General features: G+C 31.4%; 3 protein-coding genes. All 3 read right to left on the bottom strand.

Annotated features, from left to right (window positions below; translation table 11 throughout):
• Nucleotides 1-233: transposase (locus IEV18_RS16910; RefSeq protein ID WP_188393505.1), on the bottom strand; the 233-nt coding region annotated here is incomplete at its 3' end.
• Nucleotides 230-532, bottom strand: a complete 303-nt coding sequence (locus tag IEV18_RS16905) for an alpha/beta fold hydrolase (protein WP_229733709.1) — start codon at nt 530-532, stop codon at nt 230-232. The genes IEV18_RS16910 and IEV18_RS16905, both read right to left, overlap by 4 nt.
• A 781-nt stretch (nt 533-1,313) precedes the next feature.
• Nucleotides 1,314-1,776, bottom strand: a 463-nt coding sequence (locus IEV18_RS16900) for a GNAT family N-acetyltransferase (protein WP_188393504.1), incomplete at its 5' end; no start/stop codon positions are given.

Below are 1,776 nucleotides of genomic sequence, written 5' to 3'. Positions count from 1 at the left end.
TATAGATTTTCAATTTGTTCTTCATAATCAGCTTTCATCTTTTCTTGATCCTTGTTCTGCTTTTGAAACAGTTGCGGCATTTGTTCTAGAAATTGTGTTTTCCATTTCCGCAGTTGATTAACATGAATCCCATATTCAGAGGACAGCTCAGTTAAAGACTTCTCTTCCTTAAGAATTTCCAATACAACTTGTGCTTTAAATTCTGGTGAATATCGTTTCCTTTTTTGTTTCATAAACCTACCTTAACATATCCTTTCTTGCTGTCTAAAATCTTGGGTCCATTATAAAAGGAAAGTGAATATTCTACATTAGGTTTATCACTTTCTCCATACCCAGGAAGATCAGGAGCGAATACACGATGTTTTTTTGATAAAAGACCTAATACCTCACTCCAAGAAATATTAGCTGAATCAACACCTGCCCCATGTAAAAGTATCACAGGAGGACCAGACTCTCCAGCTGTGTAGCAATTGACATTTAAGTCATTAAGTTTAAGTTTTACCGTTTTAATTTCTGACAGGTTTCCTAGCATATAAATCCTCCAGAGCAGTGAAATAAGTTCATGTTCTATTCTTCTCTTTATTTATGAACTTTTTATACCTTTTTAGTACATAATATACAAAAATATTTATTTCTGCAACAGTTTATGAACAATTTGTATTGTTTTATTACATATCTTTTATTAAACTTACAATGAGGTGAAGAAAATGGATGGGTTTGAATGCCCTTTCCTTTTCATTAATGTACTCATTCCTGGAATATGAAGTTACCTCACTCTATCTTCCCTTTCTTAGGTATGAAATTCCGAACAAACCTACATTTTTTTGGTCATGCCGAGCATATAGATAGCCGAGCATATAGATAGCCAAGCATACTGAAGACAATAGCACCAATCAAGTTGACAAATAAGTCCTTCACCGTATCAATAATTCCAATATCAAGATATCTTTGATCTTCCCCAAAGTTATTAGTCATGATAAAAGCATCGAACATGAGAAACTCGGGCTCCTTGCTTATGAACCCGAAATTATATTAAAAATTCGATTGTTAATTTTTAAGGTTTTGAATTTATTAACCTTGAAAGGTATAAAATAGACACAAAAAATCCCGGGTTCTTATTGAGAAAAACCCGAGATATTATTGAATTCATTCTAGTAATATCAAAAGATTATTTTAACGAAATTGGCGTTGGATTAGCAAATTTTTTTTAACTAGCAAAACTATTTTTTAGTTAGACACTTTCTGTGTTTTTAAAATATAAACTTATTTCTCTCGTTCGACTATTCTTTTTATATCTTGACTGAACCTATTTTCTAGATGAATTTGTACATTTCGTATTGTTCAACCGTTTCTTTTTCAAATCCAATCTTTCTTAGAAACTCAGCGATATCAATATTGTCTGGCATACTAATCTTTAGTTTTTGCAAATTTAATTGATTTATCGAATGAGATAAAAGACTGCTAGCAATTGCTTTTCGCCTTTCTTCTTCATTTACAAATAAAAAATATATTTTCCCTGAATTTGTAATGACCAACGTTCCGACAATCGATTTCCCAACATAAGCAGTAAAGCAACGGGCATTATGATCTTTCATAAAGTAATCCACTTCATTTTGCCAATTGATATGTGTAGTTATAATATTTTCCCTTACTTCAGCTGCAACAGATAAATCGTCTTCTTTTATTTTTATTTTACAATTTAGTCTATTAAATTTTGATGAATTTACATCCAATGCATGACTGAAATAGATTAGTTTATGAGCCTTTTTGTATCCC

Source organism: Compostibacillus humi, from assembly GCF_014637175.1.
GTDB classification, from domain to species: Bacteria; Bacillota; Bacilli; order Bacillales; family Amphibacillaceae; genus Oceanobacillus; species Oceanobacillus humi.
This window is presented reverse-complemented; position numbering and strand designations above follow the sequence as displayed.